The sequence below is a fragment of the Campylobacter sp. BCW_6889 genome (assembly GCF_001762535.1).
GTDB lineage: Bacteria > Campylobacterota > Campylobacteria > Campylobacterales > Campylobacteraceae > Campylobacter_D > Campylobacter_D jejuni.
The window spans coordinates 74,225-97,451 of the sequence record NZ_MJWZ01000076.1; the positions used below are offsets into that span (position 1 = coordinate 74,225).

Genomic DNA, 23,227 nt, shown 5'->3' on the forward strand with positions numbered 1-23,227 from the left:
TTAAAGAGCCTATGTAATCTCTACTTTTACTCTCAAGATAAAAAGTCCCTTCTTTATGAATGCCAACTTTTGCCAAAAAGCAATCGTATGGACTTTTAGTTTTAACGATATCCCCTTCATAAATCTTTTTGCCATTTTTATCATAAATCCCAGTCCATAGCTCGATTTCAAATTTATTTCCATTAAGATGCGCCACTCTAGTTAATACATCAATCATTAAAAGAGAAATAAGACACTTATTTGTTTCGTGTCTCTCAGTTTCGTTGTTCCAAATCCTAAAATCAAAATCTTGTAGTTTCATTATTTATCCTTTAAAAAAACTTTTTAAAAAAGCCTTTGTTGCTTTGTTCGTTTTCATATTCTTTTACAAGTTTATTAATATTTTCAACTAATTCGCTTTTTTCTAAAATTTGTGTAATTTCATTATCTAATCTAAAAACTATGTATTCTTTTTTTCTACTTTCTAAAAAAGCAAGTGTTTCAAGTAAATTATTACCTATAACCCCACAAAGTTTTTGCATTGAAATATCTATATCATTAAGTATTTTTATAGTTTTTGAATTTTGTTTTACACCAAAAAGATAATGGTATTCAACTTCTTTGCTTTGAAATATTTCAAAACATTGCGTATATTGTTCTCCATTAAAAATCTCAAGAACAACAAAATTTTCATCTTGAAATATTCTAAAACTCTTAATTGTTTCTGCTAAGATATAAGTATTATTAATTTTGACTGATTTCATTTGTTATCTCCATTTATGCTTTTTATAGTTTTTTGCCATTCCTCATCGCTTTTAAACTCATTATTAAGTTCTTTTAAAAGTTTAAGTACTTCATCATTAGACAAATTAGAAAGAATAGTTCTTATTCTTTCTAATGGCTTGATATCCTTATGGATAATTCCAAAGAATTCCTCTTGCTCTTTTGTGCTTAAATCTTCAAAAAGTTCAGCCAAATCATGAGCGTAAAAATCTTCTAAATCACTCGCATCTATGCTTACATTGACATGCATTTTTTATCCTTTTGTTTTAAATTAAGTTTTAAAAACTTAATCAAATCCGCCTTAGCGGACTTGTTAAATTCTCAATTTTGAATTTCTAAACTTTCAATCTTTGGTTCTATTCTAAAATTATCCTTTACAACTCTTTTAAGTCCAAGCTTTACTAAGGTGCTATCTTCAAGCTCTGCAATGGCATCTTTATTAAGTTCTTCTTTATAAGTAATGCAATCATTAAGTCCATAGCTTTTTAAAGCTTTGATTAAGTTTTCTAGTTTTTCTTTCACACGTGGTAAAGATACACTTTTACTTAAGCGATAGCCAATCTTGCCAAAGGTAAATTCTTTAGATCTTTTTTCGGCAAATTCATGCTTGTTATTTTCACAAAAAGTAGTGATACATTGCTCTATGTATCCAAGCTCATCACTTAAAACCTTAATCTCTCCTGCGCGAGCTTCTTTAATCTCATTGCAAGCTAAAGTTACTTCTCCATTAATCTTTTCTATTTTTACACTAAGCTCTGCCACTTTTTTAAGTGCTAAATTAACATCTTCTAAATTATTTATTTGCATTTAAATCTCCTTTTAAATTAAATTTGTTAATTTGATAATCCCAAAGAACTACGCCATATCTTAAAAGCACTGCGTGTTTAGCTCTTTTCTTAACTATCCTTAAACCTTTTTTTTCACGCAGTGTCACGGAGCCTTCAGGTGGGTTAAGGGAGTGTAGCTCTTTATCGCAAAAGGTGGCTTTGCCACATTGCGAAGTCAAAGAGGCAACTCCAAAACTAGCTCTTTAATGCCAAGCTTTTTAGCTAATGCTAATTCTTCTTGCATACCTTGTGAATACTTAGCATCTTTATGATTGCTCATATAAATATAATCACTTGCTTTTAAAAGCTCTAATCCCATTTGTAAAGCTTTGTCTCTGTGTTTGTTTTCATCCAAATAACTAAATTGTAGTATGGGTGAAACAGGTGTAAAACCTTCACATTCACGCATGATTTTTAAGCATTCTTGCTGGGCTACACTAATAGCCTGAGCTTTTCTTTGACTTTCTCTTACAGCTAAAGCTTTGTAAGGAGAAGCGATATAAACTATTGCCATGAATTTTCCTTTCTAATAATTTTAGGGTTTTACCCTTTTTAAGTCTTCTTAAAAAAAGACTTAAAAAGAAAAAACTTAATCAAAACCAGCGAAGCGACGCCGTTAAGGCGAGGTTTCTATAAAGTGCTTTTAATTTAAGCACTTTTGTTAAGCTTTTTACCCAAATGAAAACGAATGATTTTTTTTGCAATATAATCAGGATAAATTCCTTTTAAAACATCTACAAACACTCCACTTTGCTTGTAATAAATCCCTACGCCTCTTACTTCAAAAAGACTTCTACTATAATCAGCTTTCTCACCTTTAATCATTGGTATCATTTTTTCTCTCCTTGTATTAAGTTTTCTTTCTTTGCTTTTTCTTTTTTGATTAAGTCAATCGTTTCAAAGATAGCCATCCACTTATCTTTATTTTTAGGACTCTTTAACTTTCTAAGAGCTTCAGTATAGATTTGATGAACGCGTGTCACGCTAAGATTAAGTTCTTTAGCTATCTCTTCAAAACTCATAATATAACCATCTCGCTTGCACTAGTTAATAACTCATCATTTATTTCGCACTCTTCAAGTTCTGCAAGTCTTAAGGCCTTTTTTAAAAGCTTTGCAGAGCTTCTAAAATTACCATTGCTAAATTTAAAATAGCCCTTGCCAAAAAACTCATCACTTTCTTCCTTGCTAAGTCCTCTCATCATCCATTTACCACAAATCCTTGAGTAAAGTTGTTTAAGCTCTTTGTTTTTACCCATTAGGTTTTTGTATAAAATCTCAGTTCCTACTAAAATAAGAGGCACTCTAGCAAAATCCGCAATGCGTCTTAAATCCTCCAAAGCCTTTAGTGGTAGATATTCGGCTTCATCTACGATTAAAATCTTTTCATTGGTCTTTAAAAATCTTGCAATTGCTTTTAGTTTTGAAGCATTGTTACTATTTGCTTCGATTTTAAGAGCATTTAAAAGCTCATCAAGCATTACGCCCACACTTGTATGACAAGTTGCCTCTATTAAAATACTTTGTGGTCTGGTTTTAATAAACTCGTTTATAATAGTGGTTTTTCCTGTTCCTGCTTCTCCAAAAATAAGTGCGATTTCTTTTTCATTTACAGCTTCGCTCATTACAAAAGTAGCCATAGAAAAATCACGGCTTCTAAAAAGTTGTTCTTTTTTAGGTTTTTCATTTTGCTTATCTTTGTGATTAGCGATAAAATCTCTTATCTTTTTACTCCATAAAGCCACATCACCTTTATAGCTTGCACTTTTAATCTGTGAGATTAAAGAAGCACTCGCACCAATCGCTCTTGCCAATGCACTTGGCTTCATACCGCTTTGCTCTAAAAAGCATTCTAATTCTTTGCTTAGTTCTTGCATATAAATCCTTTTTTATAACTTCGCGGTGGAAATAAATTCCACCTTGCGATAAAGGGCGTTGCCCTTTTAAAACCCCTAAAGCCCCCGTCCCACTGCCGTGGGGAGAACTTTTAAATTAAAGCTTTTTTAAAAGCTTTTAAAAACTTTCAAAGCGTGTTTAAATAGACTTTAAAAGCTTTTAAAGACTTTTAATATCCTGCCTTTTTGGCAGCATTTTCCCATTTTGGAATTTTCTTTTCATCTTTAGCCTTGCTTTTTAAAGCAAAACGTTCAAGTTCTCCATTGCTTACAAGAGTATTTGAAAATTCAAGTTCAATTTTTGCATTGTTGCTAACTTTTACTTTTGGAGCTTTAACTTTTTCTAGTTTTTCCTTGCCAAGAGCTAAATACTTTTCCATATTCTTTTCTAAAATCATTCTTTGCTTATCGATTTTGTCTTTATTTGCTTTTATGGCTCTATTTACAAGCTTTCTAGCAACTTTAGCTTCTTCAATGCTTACTCCAAGTTCTAAATCTAAGTTGTTTGCTACACAAATAAGTTCTTTTTGTTTATCAAAGCAAAAGATTTCGTTTTGGTTATTAAGATTTTCACACACAAACACTTCTTCATGGGTGTATAATTTTGGATTATAAAAAAGAGTTCCATTAAGACTAAGTCCTTTATTTAGCACCTTTCTAAGTTTTAATTCACCGCCTAAATACATACTAAGGCTAAGCTCATCTATACTAATGGCATCGCTAATCTTTGCTTCAAAGCTTTCTTTTGGAGTGGCACCTAGTCGGTCAAGCCATTTGTTATTCATAAAATACGCACTATAATCATCAATACACTCTCTCATATACTCAAGTGTTTTAAGTCTTCTTTGATTTGTCTTATAGCCTTTTTTAAGTCTTCTTTCTTTTTTAGAATAAAAAAACTCAATAGCTTGTCTTTCTTTAACATTAGATCCTATGTATCCAACTAAGTTTGCAGTGAGTGAGTTTTGTAAGTCTTTAAATTTATTTTCTACATAAGGCTTACTCCAGCCACTGTAAGCTGGCATTGCTTTATAGTCAATGTTTAATCTCTCTAAAAGAGCTTTGACATTTTTACTTAAAAATGCCTTGCCATTATCTGAGTGTATGCATTTTGGCACACCATAAGTGCTGATGTATTTTGCGATGGCTCTTGCTATGCTTAAACTATCTTCACTAAAGCCTAGATAAAAGCTAGCCACACCACTATAAGTATCGATTAATGATATTATAGTGTAGCGTTTATGCCAAGAGCACTCATCGCCTTTTAGCCCATAAGTTTCATTGATAAAATCTACTTTACAAATAGCATCAAGTGGACTTGCATCAATTTCTACGATTTCATTGATGGTATTTACTTTCCAATTACTTACCCCAAGTGCTGGTAGATGTCTGCTTATAGCTCCATCTTCGCCATGCAAGATGATATTTTTTATGAGTTTGTTTTCTTTTAAGTATTTTTTCATACTTCTTAAAACACACTCATAGCTTATAAATTCATCTTTTTTGCCTAGAAAATCTTTTAAATCTAACTTGCCATTCTTTGCTAATTCATAATTTAATACCCTGTGGATATTAGAAGCATTAAGCCTTCCTTTTTGAGCAAGCAAAGTATTTATAAAAAGCTCTTTTATACCAAGAGTGCTAATGGCATCATCTTTTTTATTTTCTCTTTTATCTATTAAAGCATCAAGCCCGTTTGCTAAGTATTCTTTTTGCCAAGAAAAGAGCTTGTTTTGTGTGAGTTTAAACTCATAGATTTTTTTAGCGTTAATGTAATTTATAAAATCATTTGTGCTTATCTTGCCTTTAGCATGTAGCCATTCTTTAACCACAGCTGCTTTTTGTAAGGCTAAATTTTGCTTTTTAGAACTGGCTTTTGCAAAGAGACTTAAGCTATCTTTGTTTATTTGTATTTGATTTTCGCTAAGTTTGGTTTTGTTAGTGTTTTGCACTTGCAAGGCTTTAGAATTTTTAAGCAAAACATCATCATTTAATGCTTTGCTTAAAACTTCTTGTGTTGTTTTAGGAGTTATAGTAGTAGTATTGCTTATATCTTCTATGTTAAAACCTTGCTCTACTAGCTGTGCTTCTTCTTTGCTTAAAGGTTTAGACCAGATTTGAAGGGTTTTACCACCGCGTCCTTTGCCTTGGGTGTATTTAAAGTGTATTATATGACTACCTGAAATACAAATTTTTTTAGTCTGCTTATTTGCACGAATACAAGATTTTTTAAGTGCTTCGTAATTTATATCATATTGCTTTGCAAATTCTTTACTGCTTATCCACATTTAAGCCACCTTAAATCCATCTTTTTCTAACATTTCTTTTAATTCTTTAGCTCTGCCTCTTATACCTTTTGTTTTGCCATAGCTCATATTTAAAAGCAGTCTATAATCGCTTTCATTTAGCTTTTTAAACTTAGCCCAAGTACGAAGCTTAAAGCCTTTTTTGCTCATTTGCTCAGTTAAATTTGTAAAGCTTTTACGCATTTTTACTCCTTTATGGTATAATCACCTAAACCACTCCAAAAAAAGGAGTGGTAAAGATGATTTTATAACTCAAGTTTGAAAGTGATTTTTAGCTTCCAAACTTTGAGTTTTACGACCACCTTTTTACACTTTAAAACTTTCATTTTAAAGCTCCAAAAGTGATATTATCCCCACTCACCCAAGCCACTTTTAAAAAAAATCTTTTTGTGATACAATTCTTTTAAAAGTAATAGAATTATAGTGTAATTTATTAAACTTGTCAAGACAAAAGGTGTATTTTATGAATATTTCTCAAAAAATTAAAAATGCTAGAGAAGCTAAAAACTTAACACAATTAGAATTAGCTAAATCAAGCGGCGTTTCACTGGATTCAATAAAAAGATATGAAACAAAAGAATCTAATATAACAATACATAATTTAATAAAAATTGCAAAAGTTTTAGATATTGATTTGAATTATTTTGCGAATGTCCCTAAGTTGTCCCTTAGTCTGTCTTCTAAAATGTCCCTAAGCCAAGATAAATATGTCCCTAAGTTGGAAAATCAACAAGAAACCTTAAACGATGATATGATAAACATTCCTTTTTTTGAAAATGTAAGAGCAAGTGCTGGAAGTGGCGCTTATAACGATGAAGAAAGCACTCAAGCTTTGGGACTTTCTAAAAGTTTTTTGCGTGAATGTTTTGGCTTATACTCTTTTATAAATCTCTCTGTGATTTTAGGACAAGGCGATTCTATGGCACCAACACTTCCTGAAAACTGCTATCTTTTAATCCAGCAAGGAGAAGTGGCAGAAGGCGAAATTTGTGTAACACGCATTGAAGATGAGCTTTATGTAAAACGCCTTCAAAAACGCCCCAAGCTAAAACTCCTTAGCGATAACAAAGCATATGAGCCCATTAATCTAGAAGGTGAAAACTTTGAAATACTCGGACGCGTTGTAGGATATTTTAAAAAGACTACTCTTTAATTTTTTAAAGGTGTTTAAAAGACTTTGTAAAGTATTTATAAAAAGAATGTAAAAATGTGTAAAGCACAATGTAAAAAAATGTAAAGATAAAAGCTCACTTTGATTTCTAAAAAAATCTCATCAAAATACTATAAAATAATACTTTGATTAAAATTTCTCTCACTTTACTTTTTTACATATCTTTATACAATCATTGTGTCATGAATACTGTATTTTTCATTCCAAGTTGAAATTAGTTTATCCAAAAGCACCTTCTTTAATTTTTGTATTTAAAATTAATTTCATATATTCGAGTGAAATATTATATTTTATTAAAATATTATTAATTGAAAATTATTTATTTTATTTATATTTGTATAATATAAAAAATATATATAATTAATATTAAAAATTAAGACTTACTGATTCTAGTATAGAATCAGTAAATAATAATATGTGCAATTTGTGGCCCATGAACACCAAAAACAGTGACAAGTTCTATATCTGCTGTTCTTGAAGGCCCTGCTATAAATAAGATATTAGTAGGTAAGATTTCATTTTCTTTTTTTACCAAATTTAAAGCCTCGCTAAGACTCTTAACAACATTTTCTTTTTTAAGTAGCACTATACAAAGTTTAGGTGCAAGGCTTAGCATTCTAGGTTGAGTTTTGCTTGAAGGTACAAGTGCAACTCCGTGAGAGCTTACCCCTGCTCTTGCATGAATGATGGAAAAATCACTATGAAAAACCTCAGATCTTAAATTTTCGATTTCTTTATCAAAGCAAATCTTTTTTTCTGCTTTGATTTGTTCTAAATTTAAATTTAAATCCAGCCCATAAATCATACTTTTAAAGCCATATTTTGCGATAATTTCATTGATTTTTTCTTCTAAGGTATCTTTAGTGGCATTTTCAACAATGTATTTATTAACACTCATTTTTTGCTTCATTTCTGCAAGCATATCTTGGGTGGTTTGGATATGTTCTACAGGATCTATACTTTCAATGCGTGTGAACGTTGTTTCTTTGTAAGCTTTTTTAAGATGTTCTAAAATACTTGCTTTACTTTTGCTTGAAATTTCATCGATTTTACTCATAGCTTACTCCTTCTAGTTTTTGCACTTCTTTATAAAGATCCATTTTAATTTGAGGTAATTCTTTAAAAGCGTACCATTTTTTAATCACAGGCAAAACGCTTGCGAAATTTTGTACCGTCCAGTTAAAATAATGTGCTTTTGAAAGTGAAAAACGCCATTTATTACCATTGGTTGCGATATTTTTAAATTGTTTAAAAGCAAAGGCTTCTAAGGCATTGTGATGAACATTATTTGCTCCTAAAGGTGGATTTTTACCTTGTCCTATTTTATCACATCTTAATTTGCGAATAAGATCAGCCAAAGGAATTTGCACTGGACAAACTTCAGAACAACGCCCACAAAGTGAACAGAAATTTAAAATATCTCCTGTATGATCTATACCAAAAATATTAGGACTGATTACTTCTCCTATAGGTCCTGGATAAGTGGTTTGATAGGCATGTCCACCGATTTGATCATAAACAGGGCAAAAATTCATACAAGCCCCACATCGAATACAACGCAAAGCCTCATAATAATCCTCATGAGCTAACATTTTAGAGCGATGGTGATCAAATAAAATCACATGCACTTCTTTAGGACCATCTAAATCCCCATTTTTTCTAGGGCCTGTAATGATATTATTATAAGTTGGTATAAATTGTCCTGTGGCTGAAGGAGTGAGTAAAGAAACCATAGTAGCCGCATCTTCAAAGCTTTCCATGACTTTTTCTATGCCGCAAAGTGCGATATGAATATCAGGTGCTGTAGTGCACATTCTACCGTTTCCTTCATTTTCTATAAGCCAAAAAGCTCCTTCTCTTGACATGGCAAAATTGACCCCACTAAGTCCAAGTTTTAAGCCTTCAAAATCTTTTCTTAAATGCTCTCTAGCTACCGCATTTAAACTTTCAGGTTCATTGTTTTCTAAATTCGCTCCTAATTTTTCTTTGAAAATTTCTCCGATTTCATGGCGGTTTCTATGTATAGCAGGTACAACTATATGTAAAGGAGGCTCTTCATTAAGCTGTAAAATAAGCTCTCCAAGATCGGTTTCTATAGCTTTTAAACCTTTTTTTTCTAGGTAGTGATTTAGGCCTATTTCTTCGCTTGCCATAGATTTACCTTTTAAAAGCTTGGTAATATTTTTTTCTTTCATGATTTCATAGACGATTTCACAGACATCTTCATCACTACTTGCCCAATGCACTTTAATGCCATTTTTTGTAGCATTTTTTTCAAATTCTAAAAGCCTTTCTTCTAAACTCATTAAGGCATTGTTTTTAGCTTGTTTAGCTTTAGCTCTTAAACCCTGCCAGTCTTTAAATCTAGCATCAATAACATTGAGTCTATTTTTTTGTAAAGTATGCATGGCAGTCATTAAATTTTCTTGCATTTGCTTGTCATTGAGTTTAATTTGAACGATTTGTTCGTGAGGAATTTTTTGACTCATAGTCTTTCTCCTTCCAAGCGTTTAAGTAAAAAGTCATATAAATGTATGCCTTTTATATCTAAACCCATTCTTTTCATTGTGCCATCTATGTTTAAAAGACAACCTCCATCGCCACTGATGAGATATTTTGCACCGCTATTTTGTATATCTTTAATTTTACTTCTTACCATAGCATTTGAAATTTCAGGCTCTTTTACTGAAAAAGTTCCGCCAAAACCACAACATTCTTCCTCGTATTGAAGTTCTACTAATTCTACATTTTTTAGTTTTTTGATAAGATTTTTACTCGCTTGTATGCTTTTTTGCACTCTTAAAGCATGGCAATTAGAATGCCAAGTTACTTTTATAGGTGCACCTTTATCTTCATAATCTACTTTTAAAACTTCATCAAGGTATTGTGAAAGTTCTATGACTCTAGAGCTAAAATCTTTGACTTTAGAAAATTCAGGTTTGTTTTTAAAAAGTTCTTTATAGTCATGACTCATCATACCCGCACAAGATCCGCTTGGCACAACGATGGGGTAATCTTTATCAAATAAATCCACATTATATAAAGCAATCTCACGACTTTCATCGAAATAACCTGAGTTAAAAGAAGGTTGAGCGCAACAGGTTTGATTTTTTTTAAAAATCACTTCAATACCTTCACGCCTTAAAAGTTTTATTGCATTTAAAACGCTTTGTTGCATAGCAGCACTTCCTAAGCATGTGGCGTAAAAATACACCTTTTTCATGATCTCTCCTTTTGGGATAATTTAGGATAAATATTCTAATCCTATAAAAATAAAAGCAAAGTAAATTTTCCAACAAATATTCTAAAAACGAATATTTGTTGAAGCAAAACTTAAATTTTTTAATTATTTCACTATAACTTCAGGGATGATTTCTTGTAAGAAAAAAGCTATAATGCAAGTCCAAATTCCTATTAAAATAATAAAAGCTACAGAATATTTTAATGTGAATTTGAAAAGATCAGATTCTTTTCCTACAAGCCCAACTGCTGCGCAAGCTATAGCAATGCTTTGTGGACTGATCATCTTTCCAACGACCCCACCTACTGAATTAGCTGCTAAAAATAAAGCTTCACTAACACCTAGTTTTTGAGCACTTACTTGTTGCAAGGTTCCAAAAAGTAAATTAGCACTTGTATCAGAGCCTGTTAAAAATACCCCTATCCAGCCAATGATTGGTGAAAAGAAAGAAAAAGCATCACCTGTATGTGCAAAAGCAAGTCCTAAAGTAGTGCTCATACCACTATTTTTAGAAATAAAAGCAAAAGCCACAACTAAACCTATGGTGATACAAGGTATAGCCATTTCTTTTAAAGTAGCCCAAAAGCATTCTGCTGCATCTTCAGCTTTGATTTTTAAAATAGCTATACTTAAAAAAGCTGCAAGCAAAATCGCTGTTCCTGCTTGAGCTACGGTTTTTCCATTGATTAAATCTATACCTAAAGCCAAAGATAAAGGCTTAGCTTCTCCTATGCCTGTGATAGAAGGGCTTAAAATTCCAGTTGTGATATTGCTAAATTGTAAAGTAATGCTTGTATAGCTTAAAATTCCATCCTTATCAAAGAGAGCTTTAAACCAAGGTTGTGTCCAAATGATAATACAAACAATGAGTAAAATAAAAGGCGACCAAGCTTTTAAAATTTGATTAAAGCTTAGAGTGTTATCTTGAGTGAAATTGCTTTCATTATCAAATCTAAAAATATTTTTTGGTTTCCAAAATTTTAAAAATACAGTTGTAACCGCTAAAGAAACTACAGCTGAGATAATATCAGGTAATTCTGCTCCTAAGTGATTTGAGCTTAAAAATTGAGTAGTTGTAAAACTTAGTGCCGCAACTAAAATAGCTGGAAAAGTTTCTTTAACGCCTTTAAATCCATCCATTAAAAAAACTATGAAAAAAGGTATAGTAAGACTTAAAGGAACTAGCATTCTACCTACCATGGCAGAAACTGAATGCTGTTCTATGCCGACAAGATTTGCCATAGCAATAATAGGAATTCCCACCGCACCAAAAGCAACAGGAGCGGTATTTGCGATAAGACAAAGTCCTGCAGCTTGCAAAGGACGCAAACCAAGTCCTACTAAAAGTGCAGCAGTTATAGCCACAGGGCCACCAAAACCTATAGCACCCTCTAAAAATGAACCAAAACAAAAACCTATTAAAATCACTTGAATTCTATGATCTGGAGTAATACTCATCACGCTTTTTTTAATGATTTCAAAAGAACCCGACTTGATAGAAAGTTTGTAAAGAAAGATTGCCGCAATGATAATCCAAGCTATAGGCCACATACCATTTGTAAAGCCTTGAATAAAACTTGCGCCCACTAAATTCCAAGGCATTTTATAGGCAAATAAAGCTACCAAAGTAGCAAGTATAACAGTTAAAAAACCTGCTTGATAACCTTTAAGTTTTAAAACAACCAAACAAACTAAAAAACATAGTATAGGTAAAAATGCCACTAAAGCACTTAGCCAAATGTTTGAAAAAGGGTCGTAAACTTGTTGCCATGTTAAAATTTGCTCCAATTTTTCCTCCTTGATAATTATTTATGTATAAATTTATTGTAACAAAAAATTAAATTAAAATAAAAAAATTATAGAGTAAAGTAAATTACATTGTGTTATTATTGATTATTTTGTGTATTTTTGTAATATCATAAATATTAAATAAATATAAAAATAGAACAAGAAAAAATCTTATTCTAAAGGGGTAGAAGCTGTTAAAGGTGGAGTTATAATCATTAGTTCGTTTACTTCATAAAAAATTAGGATCTAAGGTGCAAGGGGCTATTCTAAAGCGTTTTTGTGTAGGAATATTTGGATTAAAAAGTTACCATACATTCATCAGATTCCAAAACTAAAGAACAAATTTGCACAGCTGAAGTTGTTGTTGGCATTATAGAAAATACAGTTTCTAGTTTACTATCTTTTAGATTATCTTGACAAGATTTTGCTCCAAAGGTTCCATCTTCTAGGATGGTCAAACAAAGATCGCTTTCTTTTGGATTTGTAAATTGCACATAACCAAAAGGAAGTTCATTAGCTAATTTATCTTTTTGTTTTAACTCATTGCTTAAAACAATTTCTTTAATATTCCAATTTTGATCAATAGGATCTTTTGAGATATCTCTAAAGGCACTTAAAAAAATTCCCGTTTCTAAATTTCTTATAGAAACCATTTTGGTAAAATCTTTCAAATCTCCAGTAGGAGTTGCAAAGGCTAAAGTTATAAACATAAAAAATAAAGCAACAATTTTTTTCATATTAAATGTCCTAAAATTTTCTAAAATTAACTGGAAAATGATCTTAAACTTGCAAGCATCAAAATCACAGCTAAAAGTGGTGGAGTATAGGCTTGTTGTCTGTTTAAATTTCCTGTAATTGCATAATCAATAGTCCCTCCGTTTGCTTGAGTTGCACTAGTTGGAAAAACCACTCTAATTTTATTTGCTAATCCTCTATCCACTGTATTTGTTATAGTAGAAGGATCACGGTTAAAATCCCCTGCTATCATCCAGTTAACTTGAGGTATATTTACAAAATGTGTATTTATGGGCTGTGATAATTGCTCCTACATCTGTTCCTTCATTGGCTAAAACATAGATATTGAAAAAAGCATCACTTCCATCGCGAATTCCTATAATGGGTCTTGAAACTATAGCTAAATTTACACGATTAGCTCCTACATCAACGCGAGAATAATAAATAAAAACCCTATCAGGTCTTGAAAGAGTCCTCAAATTCTACTCATATTCATCAATAGGCGTTCCATCTTGTTGCACATGGCGTCCTGTTGGAGTGGCTATTCTTAGTAAAGTTCCTATTTCTTGTATCATTAAGATATCTAAGGGGTTTGCTCCACTTGCAAGTTGTCTTATTGCATTATTGTTGATGCTACTAGTTAAAGGTGGGGTAAATAGGAATAATAAGTACTAAATCAGCATTGCTAATTAAACTTGGAATTTCTTGATTAGTAGGAAAAATAGGTTCAAGTCCTAGTTTTAAAGAAAAAGAATTAGTATCTTCAAATTCTCCAAATGAACGCCCCAAAGGATTTACATTTTCAAAATTTAGAAGAACATGCATTAAAGAAAAAAATCATAAAAAAAATAAAAACTTTAATTTTTTGCATTAAAAACCTTGATTATGTATTTAAATTTTTTAAGAAAATAATAACATAATTTTCATTATAATTTTCCGCTTCTTAAAATGTTTTATTTTGTTGTTTTTAAAGGTAGAATTTACATGCATCTTAAACACTTATATTTTAGTATTTCTCAAATTTTTAATTTTTACAAAGAAGGTTTTAAAAATTTAACTCTTGGAAAGACCCTTTGGAAAATTATCTTTATCAAACTTTTTGTTATGTTTGTGATTTTAAAACTTTTTGTTTTTGATGTAAATTTTAATTCTATTTTTAAAAGCGACAAAGAAAAAAGCACTTTTGTACTCAAAAATCTTACACTCGAAGGAAAATAAATGAACGAACTTAATAGCGTTGATTGGTCAAGAGCGCAGTTTGCTTTAACTGCACTTTATCATTTTTTGTTTGTGCCTTTAACCTTAGGCTTATCTTTTATCATTGCTATCATGGAGACTATCTATGTAAAAACTAAAAATGAAAGATGGAAAAAAATCACCAAATTTTGGCTTTCATTATTTGCTATAAATTTTGCTATCGGTGTAGCTACAGGTATTATAATGGAATTTGAATTTGGAACAAACTGGGCAAATTATAGCTGGTTTGTGGGAGATATTTTTGGTGCACCTTTGGCGATTGAAGGTATTATGGCATTTTTTTTAGAGGCTACTTTTTTTGCAGTTATGTTTTTTGGCTGGGATAAAGTAAGTAAGGGTTTTCACTTACTTTCAACTTGGTGTGTGGCTATAGGAAGTAATCTTTCTGCTTTTTGGATTTTAGTGGCAAATGGTTGGATGCAATATCCTGTAGGAATGAGCTTTAACCCTGATACAGCAAGAAATGAAATGCAAAGCTTTTTTGAAGTAGCACTTTCTCCTGTGGCTATTTCAAAATTTTTACATACCATAGGCAGTGGTTATGTGATTTCAGCTTTATTTGTAATAGGAATTTCAGCTTGGTTTATGTTAAAGGGACGCCATATTATCGAGGCTAAAAAAAGCTTAGTTGTAGGAGCTAGTTTTGGTTTGGTTTGTTCAATCTTTTTGTTTTTCAGCGGAGATGAAAGTGCTTACCGTGTAACTCAAACTCAACCTATGAAACTTGCAGCTATGGAAGGGGTTTATCAAGGTGAACATCGTGCAGGACTTGTACCTTTTGGAATCTTAAACCCTAAAAAAACCATAGATAATAACGAAAGTGTGTTTTTATTTGACATTACTATACCTTACGCTCTTTCTATATTAGGAAACCGTGATCCAAATTCTTTTGTACCAGGAATTGAAGATTTAATCTATGGAAATGAAAGCAAAGGTATAGAACCTATGCAAAATCGTATCGATAGAGGAAAAATCGCTATACAAGCTCTAAAAGACTATAAGCTTGCTAAAGAAAACAATGATACAATAGCTATGGCAAATCACAAATCTATTTTAGAAACTCATTTTAAAGATTTTGGCTATGGATATCTAGAAAAACCAAGCGATACTATTCCGCCTGTGGCTTTAACTTTTTATAGCTTTCATATCATGGTTGCTTTGGGAAGTTTTTTCTTTTTACTTTTCATCGTTACTCTTTATCTTACTATGGCAAATGATATTGAGAAATTTAGAAAAGTACTTTGGGTATGTTTATTATCCATTCCATTGGGTTATATCGCCGCTGAAGCAGGCTGGATTGTTGCTGAAGTAGGCAGACAACCTTGGGCAATTCAAGACTTACTTCCTGTACATATCGCAGCAACGCAACTTGGAAAAGTCAATGTTCAAATTTCATTTTGGATTTTTGCAGTACTTTTTACAGCCTTATTGATTGCAGAAGTTAAAATCATACTTACTCAGATTAAAAAAGGTTTTGACGCACATGCAGAGCATACTCCACTTATGGGCAAAGGAGAAAAATGATGTTTTTTGGTTTAGAACTCGAAGGTTTGCAAATTTATTGGTGGTTGATTTTAAGTTTGCTCGGCGGACTTTTAGTTTTTATGTTTTTTGTCCAAGGTGGACAAACTTTAATCGATGAGCTTAGCAAGGATGAGCTTGAAAAAACCATGCTAGTCAATTCTTTAGGGCGTAAATGGGAGCTTGGTTTTACAACTCTCGTACTTTTTGGCGGAGCTGCTTTTGCAGCTTTTCCACTTTTTTATAGTACAAGTTTTGGCGGAGCTTATTGGGCTTGGCTTTGTATTTTATTTTGTTTTATTTTACAAGCTGTGGCTTATGAGTATCGTAAAAAAGAAAATAATGTTTATGGCTCTAAAACCTATGAAATTTTTCTTAAAATTAATGGCTATTTAGGTGTGTTTTTAATCGGAGTTGCAGTAAGTAGCTTTTTTAGCGGTTCCGAATTTATCTTAAATGAGCATAATTTTGTTTCTTGGCAAAATCCTTTGCACGGCTTAGAGCTTTTACTCAATCCTTTTAATTATCTCTTAGGCTTAGCTTTGGTATTTTTAGCAAGGCTTTTAGGCGCAGCGTATTTTATGAACAATATCAATGATGAGAATATCAAAATAAGAGCTATGAAAAAACTTATGATCAATAGCATTCTATTTTTACCTTTTTTCTTAGGTTTTTTAGCGTGGATTTTCTTAAAAGATGGTTTTAGTGTAGATATCAATGGAGTTGTAAGCATGAGTGCGAATTTATATTTATATAATTTCTTAAATCAAATGATTTTTGCTGTTTTGCTTGTTATTGGTGTGATTTTAGTGCTTTTAGGTATGGTTCAAGGAGCAAAAGGTTGCTCTAAGGCTATTTTTACTTTAGGACTTGGAACGGTTTTAATAGTTTTTGCTTTATTATCAAGTATTGGTTTAGGTCAAAGTGCTTTTTACCCATCTTTAAGTGATTTACAAAGTTCTTTAACTTTAAAAAATGCAAGTTCAAGCTATTATACTCTAAGCGTCATGGCTTATGTGTCTTTGCTTGTACCTTTTGTTTTAGCTTATATTATCTATGTTTGGAATGCAATGGATAAGGTAAAAATCACACGCGAAGAAATCGCAAACGATGATCACGCATATTAAGGAGAAAAAATGTTACATGCTTTGTTTTTATTGACTTGGCCTTTAGTAATTTATCTAAGCTATAAATTTATAATGCTAAATATCAATCAATTAGAAAAAGATAGCAAACTATAAAGCAAGATAAGATTTAAACCGATATAAGTATAAATCTTTTCAAAATATTGCAATTTGCCCACTTTTGGGCATCTTTTAATCATAAATCTTTTAAAGCTTCATTAGCAGCATCAAGGGCGTGAATAAGGCTTGTGTCAAAAATTTTGATATTTGTATCATTTTTGGATATTAATAAACCAATTTCAGTGCAAGCTAAAAGCACTCCCTTTGCACCTTTTTCTTGTAATTTTTTTATAATATTTAAATATTTTTCTTTAGATTCTTGCTTGATTTTACCCTTGCAAAGCTCATTAAAAATAATATCATTAACGATTTTTATATCTTCATCGCTAGGAATAATAACGCTAATATTTTCTTCAATAAGCATTTTTTTATAAAAATCCTGAGTCATTGTGTATTTAGTACCCAATAAACCAATTTTTTGTATGTTTTCTTGTTTTAAAGCCTTAGCAGAGCTTTTTGCAATATGCAAAATAGGGATATTTATGTTTTGTTGAATTTCATCAAAAACCTTATGCATAGTATTAGTTGCAATTATTATAAAACTAGCCCCTGCAAGTTCTAATTTTTTAGCACACTGAGTTAAAATTTGCGCAGCTTCTTGCCATTTATCTTGGCTTTGTAAATTTTCTATTTCTTCAAAATTAACACTGTAAAGTAAAATTTTTGCAGAATTTAAAGATTTTAATTTATCATTTATAGCTTGATTTATTGTTTTATAATAAGTAATAGTACTTTCAAAACTCATTCCGCCTATAATACCAATGGTTTTCATTTTTCTCCTTAAAAATTAATTTTTGAGTTGTTTTATTATAATATATTTCATAGAAATACGATTTATTTTTAAATAAATAAATATATTTTAATATTTTTATTAAAATTTAAAATAATTTTTTAAACTATTTTCCAATCTACAGGAATTTTACCAACTTTTTTTAAAAATTTATTAGCCTTTGAAAAATGTTTACAACCTAAAAATCCTGTTCTAGCTAAAGGGCTTGGGTGAGCTGCTTTTAAAATCAAATGCTTAGCATTATCAATCAAAATCTCCTTGCTTTTTGCGTAATTTCCCCAAAGCATAAAAACAAGCCCTGATTTTTCATTGCTTAATTTATGTATTATAGCATCACTAAATTCTTGCCAACCCCACGAACTATGACTAGCTGCTTTATTTGCTTCAACGCTAAGAATAGAATTTAAGAGCAAAACTCCTTGTTTTGCCCAAGAGCTTAAATCTCCGCTTTTTGCTGGAGCGATGTTTAAATCATTTTGCAATTCTTTAAAAATATTATTAAGACTTGGTGGGATTTTTACATTTTTTGGAACCGAAAAACTAAGCCCCATTGCTTGGTTTGGTTGATGATAGGGATCTTGTCCTAGGATAATAATTTTAATTTCTTTTAAGGGACATAAATTAAAAGCATTAAAGATTAAATTTGCAGGCGGATAAATAATTATATTTTGATCAATCGCATTTAGGTATTGTTTTTTGATTTCTAGAAAATATTTTTTTTGAAATTCGTCTCTTAAAAATTCTTTCCAGTCATCATTTATTTTAATCTTATCTATGTTTATTGTAATTTCTTCCATGTTATCCCTAATTATTTAAATTATTAAAAATTTTATTCTAGCAAAAAAAGCTTGCAAAAATATATTAATTTTTTTTGAAGTAAATAAAATTTTTTATATTAATAAAAATTAAATATAAAGACATAATTTAGGATATAAAAATACTTAATTTATTATATTTTGAAAGTATTTTAATTATTAACCAATTATTAACTAAAAATGCAATATCATTATTTTATGATTTAAATCAAAAATTTTTGATTTTAAATTAAAATACTTTTTATGAAAGGTTCAAAATGGGAACAAGAAAAGAACATGATTTTATTGGGGAATTGGAAATCTCTGATGAGGTTTATTATGGAGTGCAAACTTTTAGAGCTGTTGAAAATTTTGATATTTCTCATGATAGATTAAAAGATTTTCCTCGCTTTGTTAGAGCTTTGGCTAGAGTAAAAAAAGCTGCAGCTATGGCAAATCATGAATTAGGTCTTTTGGATAAAAATATCCAAGATGCGATTATTAAAGCGTGTGATAAAATTTTAGAAGGCGGGTATTATGATCAATTTGTAGTAGATATGATCCAAGGAGGTGCTGGAACAAGTACAAATATGAATGCTAATGAAGTTATAGCAAACATAGGACTTGAACTTATGGGTCATAAAAAAGGTGAATACCAATATCTTCATCCAAATGATCATGTTAATTTAAGCCAAAGTACTAATGATGCTTATCCTACAGCTTTACACCTTGCCTTGCATGATTATTTAAGTGATTTGGCAAAAGCTATGGAGCATCTGAAAAAAGCTTATGAGAGAAAAGCTGAAGAATTTAAAGATGTTCTTAAAATGGGTAGAACCCAACTGCAAGATGCTGTACCTATGACTTTAGGTCGTGAATTTAAAACTTTTGCCGTAATGATAGGTGAAGATATACAAAGAGTATTAGAAGCTAGAAAATTGATTTTAGAGATCAATTTGGGTGGAACTGCTATTGGAACGGGAATTAATTCTCATCCTGATTATCCGAAGGTTGTAGAAAGAAAAATAAGAGAAGTGACAGGTTTTGAATATACTGTGGCTGAGGATTTGATCGAGGCGACTCAAGATACGGGAGCTTATGTACAAATTTCAGGTGTTTTAAAACGTGTTGCAACAAAACTTTCTAAAGTATGTAATGACTTAAGACTTTTAAGTAGTGGTCCAAAATGTGGTCTTAATGAGATTAATCTTCCAAAAATGCAACCAGGTAGTTCTATCATGCCAGGTAAGGTAAATCCTGTTATTCCTGAAGTAGTTAATCAAGTTTGTTATTTTGTTATTGGAGCAGATGTAACTGTAACTTTTGCTTGCGAGGGTGGACAATTACAACTTAATGTTTTTGAACCAGTTGCAGCATATAGCTTATTTAATTCTATTGTAATGCTAGAAAAAGCAATGTATACTTTAGCTGATAAATGTATAGATGGTATTACTGCAAATGAAAAAATTTGTTCAGACTTTGTCTATAATTCAGTAGGTATAGTAACAGCTTTAAATCCTTATATTGGTTATGAAAATTCAGCTTCTATAGCTAAAGAGGCAATGAACACTGGAAAAAGAGTGGCTGATATTGCGCTTGAAAGAGGGCTTTTAAGTAAAGAACAAATTGATGAAATTTTAACACCATCAAATATGCTAAATCCTCACATGGAAGCTAAAAAATAGCATTTTAGGATTTAATATGGATATAATGATAATTTTGCAAGTAATCGTCCTTCTTGGGGCAATTTTTATCGGTATTCGCCTAGGCGGTATTGCTATAGGTTATGCTGGAGGATTGGGTGTAGTTATACTAGGACTTGTTTTAGGTATGAAACCTGGTAATATTCCTTGGGATGTTATTTTAATTATTGCTGCAGCTATTGCAGCAATTTCTGCTATGCAACAAGCAGGTGGACTTGATTATATGGTAAGGGTGACAGAAAAAATTTTAAGATCAAGCCCTAAATTTATAAATTATTTAGCTCCAGCTTGTGGATGGTTGCTTACAATCTTAGCAGGAACAGGAAATGCAGTATTTTCTTTAATGCCTGTTGTAGTTGATGTTGCAAAATCTCAAAACATAAAACCTAGTGTTCCACTTTCATTAATGGTTGTTTCTTCGCAAATTGGAATCACTGCTTCTCCTGTAAGTGCAGCTGTGGTTTATATGAGCGGCGTTTTAGAGCCACTTGGATGGAATTATCCAACTTTAATTGGAATTTGGATCGGTACAACTTTTATAGCTTGTATGCTTACAGCTTTTATAGTGAGTTTAATCACTCCTATGGATTTAAGCAAAGATAGCGTTTATCAAGAACGCTTAAAAGCAGGACTTGTTAAAGATGCAGGAGCTATTTTACATGGTGAAGATAAACCAGGTGCTAAACTTTCAGTAGGAATTTTCTTGATCACTGTTTTGGCAGTTGTACTTTATGCAACTGCAATTTCAAGTAATATTAAATGGATTGATCCTGTTGTGGTTCCAAGAGATGCAGCTATTATGAGCTTTTTACTTACTGCAGCAACTTTGATCACTTGGCTTTGTAAAGTTGAACCAGGTAAAATTCTTGATACCAGTGTATTTAAAAGTGGTATGACTGCTTGTGTTTGTGTTTTTGGTGTAGCATGGCTTGGAAATACTTTTGTTGCAGGACACGAAGCTTCTATTAAAGAAGTAGCAGGCGACTGGGTTAAACAAACCCCTGCTATGTTAGCAGTTGCATTTTTCTTTGCAAGTATGCTTTTATATTCTCAAGCAGCAACCGCAAAGGCCATTGTACCTGTAATTATCACCGCTTTAGGAATTTCAGCAACAAATCCGCATGATTCTTATATGCTTGTAGCTTGTTTTGCAGCAGTTTCAGCACTTTTTGTGCTTCCAACTTATCCAACCTTACTTGGCGCTGTGCAAATGGATGATACAGGAACGACTAGAATTGGTAAATTTATATTTAATCACTCTTTCTTTATACCAGGAGTTTTAGCTATTGCAATTGCTGTAGCATTAGGCTTTGTATTAGCTCCTATGCTTATTTAAATCAAACCCTAGGTTTTTCTCCTAGGGTGAAAATTTTTTCATTAGTTTTTAAGTATATACTACGCTATAATATTCATTTTTAATTTTCTTTAAGAAAGGAATTTAATGAAGATAAAAGTTGGGTTGATTTTTTCAGGTATTGTTTGCCTTTTTTTAACAGCTTGTGTTAATCAGGTTAAACAAAATACAACATTTGAAAATGCTTTAACACAAAAATATTGTGGTGATGATTTTTTCAATCAAAATTTAGAAAAAATTAAAAAAAATGATGATGTCATTTATACAGGATTAAATGCAGGTTTGATTGCTAGAAATTGTGGTGATTTTAACAAAAGTAATGTATTTTTTGATGCTGTGGAAGAATCTTATAAATATGATGTGGATTTAGAAAATGTAGGCTCTAAAGCAGCTAAATTTGTTGGTACAACCTTGCTTAATGATACTATAGTTGATTATGATGGTTCTTTATATGAAAGAATTATGGTTAATATATATAAAGCTCTAAACTATATGGAAGAAGATGATTATGAAAATGCAAGAGTTGAGTTTAATCGTGCTTTAATGCGTCAAGATAAGGCAAAAGAATATTTTGCTAAAGAAATTGAGAAAAATCGTGCTGATTTAGATAAGGCAAAAGAAGATAAAAATTATGATAAAAATATGAATGAAAACTCAAAAGTTATAGAAGCACAATACGATAACTTATTTAAAGAGTTTGATACAACAAAAAATTTCATAAATCCTTATGCGACTTATCTTGCTTCAATATTTTTCTTTATGGATAAAGATTATAGAAAAGCTGCAGATTTATTTAGAGAAGTAGCTATTATTTATCCAAAAAATAAAACTATCAAAAAAGAGGCTAAAATTTTTAAAGAATATGCCACAAAAATAAAAGTCAAAAAAGCTAAAAAATATGTTTTTGTAGTTTATGAAAATGGATTTGGTGTAGTTAAGGATGAATTTGCTTTAACCTTACCTTTTATAGTGGATAAAAAAATTATTAGCACAAATATTGCTTTACAAACCTTGAAAAAAAGGGAAGCTTCTTTTGCAAATTTAAATATAAATGGTCAAAATACAAATGATTTTGTAGATTTAGACAATATTGTCGCTACTGAATTTAAAATAAATATGCCTGCAATGATTGCTAAAGCCTTAGCTCAAACTATAATTAAAACCACTTTAAATGTAGCTGTTGCAAATAATGACTCTACAGGTGGATGGCTAAGTCTTGCAACAGCAGTAGCAACTGCTGCAACCAACAAAGCTGATGTGCGTTCTTGGAGAGGTTTACCAAAAAGTATTGCCATAGCAACAATAGAAAACGACGGAAATTTAGAAATCAAAGATCCACAAGGCAATATTTTGTTTCAAAAATCATTGGATAAAAATAAAAATGCTCTTGTTGTAGTGCGTTCTTTTGCTCCGTATTTACCTGCAAGTGTTGCTATCATGGAAAAATAAGGCTAAAAGATGAAAAAAATTATTTTATTTATTTTAATGTTTTTACTTAGTGCTTGTGCACCAAGTTATCAAATAAATTCAAATCAAAATACTGTAATTTTAGGTTCAAATTTACCAAAAAGTTTAGTAAAACAATTTCAAAAGCGTATAAATAGCAATGGTTATTTAGAATTTGAAGTGATTTTACGCAGTACTTTTGCTAAAGATGTAATTTATAAAGTAGATTGGTTAGATAAAGATGGTTTTGTGCTAAGAGATGTTTTAAATGAGGATTATCAAGCCCTTAGAATTCCAGCAGGACAAGAGGTAATTCTTCGTAAACTTGCATCTGATACAAGAGCGAAGGATTTTAGATTAGAAATTAAAGCAAAAAATTAATCTCATTTTAGGA

The 23,227-nt window shown here is 31.1% G+C and carries 26 protein-coding genes and 2 pseudogenes; 8 read left to right on the forward strand and 20 right to left on the reverse strand.

Translation table 11 applies throughout. The features are described 5' to 3' along the window. The 11 genes from AJ939_RS08860 to AJ939_RS08910 all read right to left on the reverse strand — a co-directional run. Positions 1 to 301 (reverse strand): YopX family protein (locus AJ939_RS08860; RefSeq protein WP_074469965.1); only part of this gene is annotated, 301 nt, incomplete at its 3' end. Between the two features lie 10 nt (positions 302 to 311). Further along, on the reverse strand, positions 312 to 743 hold the full coding sequence (locus AJ939_RS08865) for a hypothetical protein (protein WP_070276128.1): 432 nt from the start codon (positions 741 to 743) through the stop codon (positions 312 to 314). Next, a complete protein-coding gene (locus AJ939_RS08870; RefSeq protein ID WP_070276129.1) occupies positions 740 to 1,012 on the reverse strand; it encodes a hypothetical protein in 273 nt (90 codons plus the stop codon). The genes AJ939_RS08865 and AJ939_RS08870 overlap by 4 nt, the downstream gene beginning before the upstream one ends. A gap of 71 nt (positions 1,013 to 1,083) precedes the next feature. Then, the gene (locus AJ939_RS08875; protein ID WP_070276130.1) at positions 1,084 to 1,569 is read right to left on the reverse strand and encodes a host-nuclease inhibitor Gam family protein; all 486 of its coding nucleotides are present in this window, start codon (positions 1,567 to 1,569) and stop codon (positions 1,084 to 1,086) included. After that, a complete protein-coding gene (locus AJ939_RS08880; RefSeq protein WP_250540845.1) occupies positions 1,556 to 1,696 on the reverse strand; it encodes a hypothetical protein in 141 nt (46 codons plus the stop codon). Before AJ939_RS08880 ends, AJ939_RS08875 begins: the two co-directional genes overlap by 14 nt. Positions 1,697 to 1,764: 68 nt before the next feature. Continuing rightward, entirely contained in the window at positions 1,765 to 2,103 is a 339-nt protein-coding gene (locus AJ939_RS08885) for a DUF4406 domain-containing protein (protein ID WP_070276132.1), read from the reverse strand. A gap of 134 nt (positions 2,104 to 2,237) precedes the next feature. Further along, positions 2,238 to 2,423 (reverse strand): hypothetical protein, encoded by a 186-nt coding sequence (locus AJ939_RS08890; protein WP_057980536.1) that lies wholly within the window; start codon positions 2,421 to 2,423, stop codon positions 2,238 to 2,240. Continuing rightward, positions 2,420 to 2,611 (reverse strand): sigma factor-like helix-turn-helix DNA-binding protein, encoded by a 192-nt coding sequence (locus AJ939_RS08895; protein ID WP_002795448.1) that lies wholly within the window; start codon positions 2,609 to 2,611, stop codon positions 2,420 to 2,422. Before AJ939_RS08895 ends, AJ939_RS08890 begins: the two co-directional genes overlap by 4 nt. Continuing rightward, positions 2,608 to 3,465, reverse strand: a complete 858-nt coding sequence (locus AJ939_RS08900; protein WP_002790751.1) for an AAA family ATPase — start codon at positions 3,463 to 3,465, stop codon at positions 2,608 to 2,610. Before AJ939_RS08900 ends, AJ939_RS08895 begins: the two co-directional genes overlap by 4 nt. Positions 3,466 to 3,653: 188 nt before the next feature. After that, a complete protein-coding gene (locus AJ939_RS08905) occupies positions 3,654 to 5,771 on the reverse strand; it encodes a Mu transposase C-terminal domain-containing protein (RefSeq protein ID WP_070276133.1) in 2,118 nt (705 codons plus the stop codon). Beyond that, on the reverse strand, positions 5,772 to 5,972 hold the full coding sequence (locus tag AJ939_RS08910; RefSeq protein ID WP_052780860.1) for a hypothetical protein: 201 nt from the start codon (positions 5,970 to 5,972) through the stop codon (positions 5,772 to 5,774). A 280-nt stretch (positions 5,973 to 6,252) separates the two neighbouring features. Between AJ939_RS08910 and AJ939_RS08915 the strand changes: the two genes are divergently transcribed. After that, positions 6,253 to 6,942: an XRE family transcriptional regulator gene (locus AJ939_RS08915; protein ID WP_032584280.1), complete on the forward strand. Its 690-nt coding sequence runs from the start codon at positions 6,253 to 6,255 to the stop codon at positions 6,940 to 6,942. A gap of 418 nt (positions 6,943 to 7,360) precedes the next feature. Here the strand turns inward: AJ939_RS08915 and AJ939_RS08920 are convergent, their stop codons facing one another. The 7 genes and pseudogenes from AJ939_RS08920 to AJ939_RS08950 form a co-directional block, all read right to left on the reverse strand. After that, positions 7,361 to 8,017, reverse strand: coding sequence for a lactate utilization protein C (locus AJ939_RS08920; RefSeq protein ID WP_070233976.1), 657 nt, complete (start codon positions 8,015 to 8,017; stop codon positions 7,361 to 7,363). Further along, entirely contained in the window at positions 8,010 to 9,449 is a 1,440-nt protein-coding gene (locus AJ939_RS08925; protein WP_070233974.1) for a LutB/LldF family L-lactate oxidation iron-sulfur protein, read from the reverse strand. The genes AJ939_RS08920 and AJ939_RS08925 overlap by 8 nt, the downstream gene beginning before the upstream one ends. Next, on the reverse strand, positions 9,446 to 10,186 hold the full coding sequence (locus AJ939_RS08930; RefSeq protein ID WP_074470023.1) for a (Fe-S)-binding protein: 741 nt from the start codon (positions 10,184 to 10,186) through the stop codon (positions 9,446 to 9,448). The genes AJ939_RS08925 and AJ939_RS08930 overlap by 4 nt, the downstream gene beginning before the upstream one ends. Before the next feature lie 120 nt (positions 10,187 to 10,306). Further along, complete coding sequence (locus AJ939_RS08935) at positions 10,307 to 11,989, reverse strand: L-lactate permease (RefSeq protein WP_070233972.1); 1,683 nt, start codon at positions 11,987 to 11,989, stop codon at positions 10,307 to 10,309. Between the two features lie 171 nt (positions 11,990 to 12,160). After that, positions 12,161 to 12,726, reverse strand: a pseudogene (locus tag AJ939_RS08940) (cytolethal distending toxin subunit A/C). Positions 12,727 to 12,736: 10 nt separating this feature from the next. Then, positions 12,737 to 13,344 (reverse strand): annotated as a pseudogene (locus AJ939_RS11030) (endonuclease/exonuclease/phosphatase family protein); the annotation flags it as partial. A 16-nt stretch (positions 13,345 to 13,360) separates the two neighbouring features. After that, complete coding sequence (locus AJ939_RS08950) at positions 13,361 to 13,549, reverse strand: toxin (RefSeq protein WP_070276134.1); 189 nt, start codon at positions 13,547 to 13,549, stop codon at positions 13,361 to 13,363. A gap of 159 nt (positions 13,550 to 13,708) precedes the next feature. Here AJ939_RS08950 and AJ939_RS08955 point away from each other — a divergent pair, with 159 nt between their 5' ends. The 3 genes from AJ939_RS08955 to cydB are packed head-to-tail and all read left to right on the forward strand — an operon-like array spanning position 13,709 to position 16,629. Next, entirely contained in the window at positions 13,709 to 13,942 is a 234-nt protein-coding gene (locus AJ939_RS08955; protein WP_002860921.1) for a DUF4492 domain-containing protein, read from the forward strand. Further along, complete coding sequence (locus AJ939_RS08960) at positions 13,943 to 15,505, forward strand: cytochrome ubiquinol oxidase subunit I (RefSeq protein ID WP_070233969.1); 1,563 nt, start codon at positions 13,943 to 13,945, stop codon at positions 15,503 to 15,505. Further along, complete coding sequence (gene cydB, locus AJ939_RS08965; protein WP_070276150.1) at positions 15,505 to 16,629, forward strand: cytochrome d ubiquinol oxidase subunit II; 1,125 nt, start codon at positions 15,505 to 15,507, stop codon at positions 16,627 to 16,629. Before AJ939_RS08960 ends, cydB begins: the two co-directional genes overlap by 1 nt. A 193-nt stretch (positions 16,630 to 16,822) precedes the next feature. Here cydB and AJ939_RS08975 read toward each other — a convergent pair whose 3' ends face one another. After that, a complete protein-coding gene (locus AJ939_RS08975) occupies positions 16,823 to 17,518 on the reverse strand; it encodes an aspartate/glutamate racemase family protein (RefSeq protein WP_044779849.1) in 696 nt (231 codons plus the stop codon). Positions 17,519 to 17,637: 119 nt separating this feature from the next. Further along, positions 17,638 to 18,333 carry a uracil-DNA glycosylase gene (gene ung / locus AJ939_RS08980; protein ID WP_070233966.1) on the reverse strand — a complete coding sequence of 232 codons (696 nt, stop codon included), beginning with the start codon at positions 18,331 to 18,333 and terminating at the stop codon, positions 17,638 to 17,640. A gap of 275 nt (positions 18,334 to 18,608) precedes the next feature. On the opposite strand from ung, the gene aspA reads away from it, so the two are divergent. From aspA to AJ939_RS09000, 4 genes are all read left to right on the forward strand, one after another. After that, complete coding sequence (gene aspA / locus AJ939_RS08985) at positions 18,609 to 20,015, forward strand: aspartate ammonia-lyase (RefSeq protein ID WP_002854440.1); 1,407 nt, start codon at positions 18,609 to 18,611, stop codon at positions 20,013 to 20,015. A gap of 16 nt (positions 20,016 to 20,031) precedes the next feature. After that, on the forward strand, positions 20,032 to 21,369 hold the full coding sequence (locus AJ939_RS08990; protein ID WP_044779367.1) for an anaerobic C4-dicarboxylate transporter: 1,338 nt from the start codon (positions 20,032 to 20,034) through the stop codon (positions 21,367 to 21,369). Between the two features lie 105 nt (positions 21,370 to 21,474). Next, positions 21,475 to 22,836, forward strand: a complete 1,362-nt coding sequence (locus AJ939_RS08995) for a COG3014 family protein (RefSeq protein ID WP_070233964.1) — start codon at positions 21,475 to 21,477, stop codon at positions 22,834 to 22,836. 9 nt (positions 22,837 to 22,845) lie between these two features. Beyond that, the gene (locus tag AJ939_RS09000) at positions 22,846 to 23,214 is read left to right on the forward strand and encodes a YcfL family protein (protein ID WP_002881373.1); all 369 of its coding nucleotides are present in this window, start codon (positions 22,846 to 22,848) and stop codon (positions 23,212 to 23,214) included. Positions 23,215 to 23,227 lie beyond the last annotated feature (13 nt).

Bases quoted from the DNA above. Each gene is read 5' to 3' on its own strand.
- AJ939_RS08990 (WP_044779367.1), top strand. From the start codon at position 20,032: ATGGATATAATGATAATTTTGCAAGTAATCGTCCTTCTTGGGGCAATT.
- AJ939_RS08910 (WP_052780860.1), bottom strand. From the start codon at position 5,972: ATGCGTAAAAGCTTTACAAATTTAACTGAGCAAATGAGCAAAAAAGGC.
- cydB (WP_070276150.1), top strand. From the start codon at position 15,505: ATGTTTTTTGGTTTAGAACTCGAAGGTTTGCAAATTTATTGGTGGTTG.
- AJ939_RS09000 (WP_002881373.1), top strand. From the start codon at position 22,846: ATGAAAAAAATTATTTTATTTATTTTAATGTTTTTACTTAGTGCTTGT.
- AJ939_RS08975 (WP_044779849.1), bottom strand. From the start codon at position 17,518: ATGAAAACCATTGGTATTATAGGCGGAATGAGTTTTGAAAGTACTATT.
- aspA (WP_002854440.1), top strand. From the start codon at position 18,609: ATGGGAACAAGAAAAGAACATGATTTTATTGGGGAATTGGAAATCTCT.
- AJ939_RS08895 (WP_002795448.1), bottom strand. From the start codon at position 2,611: ATGAGTTTTGAAGAGATAGCTAAAGAACTTAATCTTAGCGTGACACGC.
- AJ939_RS08925 (WP_070233974.1), bottom strand. From the start codon at position 9,449: ATGAGTCAAAAAATTCCTCACGAACAAATCGTTCAAATTAAACTCAAT.
- AJ939_RS08900 (WP_002790751.1), bottom strand. From the start codon at position 3,465: ATGCAAGAACTAAGCAAAGAATTAGAATGCTTTTTAGAGCAAAGCGGT.
- ung (WP_070233966.1), bottom strand. From the start codon at position 18,333: ATGGAAGAAATTACAATAAACATAGATAAGATTAAAATAAATGATGAC.
- AJ939_RS08875 (WP_070276130.1), bottom strand. From the start codon at position 1,569: ATGCAAATAAATAATTTAGAAGATGTTAATTTAGCACTTAAAAAAGTG.
- AJ939_RS08865 (WP_070276128.1), bottom strand. From the start codon at position 743: ATGAAATCAGTCAAAATTAATAATACTTATATCTTAGCAGAAACAATT.
- AJ939_RS08915 (WP_032584280.1), top strand. From the start codon at position 6,253: ATGAATATTTCTCAAAAAATTAAAAATGCTAGAGAAGCTAAAAACTTA.
- AJ939_RS08960 (WP_070233969.1), top strand. From the start codon at position 13,943: ATGAACGAACTTAATAGCGTTGATTGGTCAAGAGCGCAGTTTGCTTTA.
- AJ939_RS08920 (WP_070233976.1), bottom strand. From the start codon at position 8,017: ATGAGTAAAATCGATGAAATTTCAAGCAAAAGTAAAGCAAGTATTTTA.
- AJ939_RS08995 (WP_070233964.1), top strand. From the start codon at position 21,475: ATGAAGATAAAAGTTGGGTTGATTTTTTCAGGTATTGTTTGCCTTTTT.
- AJ939_RS08885 (WP_070276132.1), bottom strand. From the start codon at position 2,103: ATGGCAATAGTTTATATCGCTTCTCCTTACAAAGCTTTAGCTGTAAGA.
- AJ939_RS08950 (WP_070276134.1), bottom strand. From the start codon at position 13,549: ATGCATGTTCTTCTAAATTTTGAAAATGTAAATCCTTTGGGGCGTTCA.
- AJ939_RS08870 (WP_070276129.1), bottom strand. From the start codon at position 1,012: ATGCATGTCAATGTAAGCATAGATGCGAGTGATTTAGAAGATTTTTAC.
- AJ939_RS08890 (WP_057980536.1), bottom strand. From the start codon at position 2,423: ATGATACCAATGATTAAAGGTGAGAAAGCTGATTATAGTAGAAGTCTT.
- AJ939_RS08905 (WP_070276133.1), bottom strand. From the start codon at position 5,771: ATGTGGATAAGCAGTAAAGAATTTGCAAAGCAATATGATATAAATTAC.
- AJ939_RS08955 (WP_002860921.1), top strand. From the start codon at position 13,709: ATGCATCTTAAACACTTATATTTTAGTATTTCTCAAATTTTTAATTTT.